The organism is Moorena sp. SIO2C4, assembly GCF_010672485.1.
Taxonomy (GTDB): Bacteria; Cyanobacteriota; Cyanobacteriia; order Cyanobacteriales; family Coleofasciculaceae; genus Moorena; species Moorena producens.
Window position 1 is genome coordinate 1 of record NZ_JAAHGN010001493.1, and the last position, 1285, is coordinate 1285.

Annotated in this window: 2 protein-coding genes; both read left to right on the forward strand. The window is 43.1% G+C overall.

Annotation, left to right across the window (positions count from 1 at the left end; genetic code table 11):
- Nucleotides 1–195 precede the first annotated feature (195 nt).
- Nucleotides 196–549 carry a DUF1257 domain-containing protein gene (locus F6K20_RS38905; RefSeq protein ID WP_008177691.1) on the forward strand — a complete coding sequence of 118 codons (354 nt, stop codon included), beginning with the start codon at nt 196–198 and terminating at the stop codon, nt 547–549.
- A gap of 365 nt (nt 550–914) precedes the next feature.
- On the forward strand, nt 915–1241 hold the full coding sequence (locus F6K20_RS38910; RefSeq protein ID WP_008177692.1) for a thioredoxin family protein: 327 nt from the start codon (nt 915–917) through the stop codon (nt 1239–1241).
- The last annotated feature ends 44 nt before the right edge of the window (nt 1242–1285 follow it).

Sequence of the window (1285 nt, forward strand, 5' to 3'; positions counted from 1 at the left end):
TGCTGCATCCTCCGTAGCTGAATATCAGCGTATGGAGTTCTAACAGGCTTTCTCCTGCTCCCAACAGGAGTAAAGGCTAGCAAAAAATTGCTAGCAGTTTGATAAGTAGCCGCTTGTAATTGTTGAGGGCGGCTAGCCATAAAAGTAAAACGCTACGTTGTCCTTTCTCTGATACCTTTTCTGGAGGAAATCCACATGTCTCACTTTAGCACTCTGCGCACTAAAATCACCGATGCCGAAATCCTGAAGACTTCCCTGTGTGACCTGGGAATCAATGTTAAGACAGAAGCTGATGTTCGCGGCTACAATGGTCAACGAGTTCGCGCTGACTTGGTTGCCGTTCTCGAAGGCGAATATGATCTAGGTTGGTCTCGCAACAGTGATGGCACCTTTGACCTGATTGGTGACCTTTGGGGTGTGGCGAAGAAGCACAACCAAACCGAGTTGATCAACTCCATCAACCAGAAGTATGCCGTTAACAAGACCTTGGCAGAAGTCAAGCAGCGTGGCCTAAACAATGCCAACGTTAAGTTGGTGCTACAAAAGTAGTCCATTTAGGCGTTCCCAAGCTCACGGGTTGACCAATTGTATAGCGGGTTAACCCGTTTTTTTGTGCAAATTTTTGTGCAATTGTATAAATTTCGATTTTATAAAAGCCGATAAAGCATAAAGGCTGACAACTCCGACGGCTTGATTAAAACTTCTTTTTCAAGGAAGTTTTAATATTATGCAAACGGTATGATGTTTTCAGTCATAGTAAAATATCCTATACTCAACCTGTCCAGATGCGGCTCTACGCCCATATCGTAACAATTGTTGATAATCCCCCATGCTTGAGCTGGGGGAAAGTTCAAGCAATTAATATATAGATTGTGTCAATGCAGTCTAATCTAGTATTTTGAGGGGATACCGTTGTGAGTAATGTGATTACAATCGAAGATCAAGAGTTTGAAGCCGAAGTTTTAAAAGCCGAGAAGCCAGTACTGGTATACTTTTGGGCAACTTGGTGTGGACCATGCCGCTTAGTATCCTCATCAATAAACTGGGTTGCGGAAAATTATAGCGATCGCTTAAAAGTCATTAAGATGGAAGTAGACCAAAATAAAGATGCCGTTGCCAAGTGCAAGGTAGAGGGTGTCCCTGCTCTAAGACTGTTTAAAAATGGTGAGCTAGCCAAATCCCATGAAGGAGCAATTAGCAAAGCTAAATTGCAGACTATGCTGGATGAGAATTTAAATTAGGGAAGTAAGGGGCATTCCTCCCATTGCCCCTTACTTCCCTAATT

Coding starts and splice junctions, on each gene's coding strand:
- F6K20_RS38905 (WP_008177691.1), top strand. CDS start 196: ATGTCTCACTTTAGCACTCTGCGCACTAAAATCACCGATGCCGAAATC.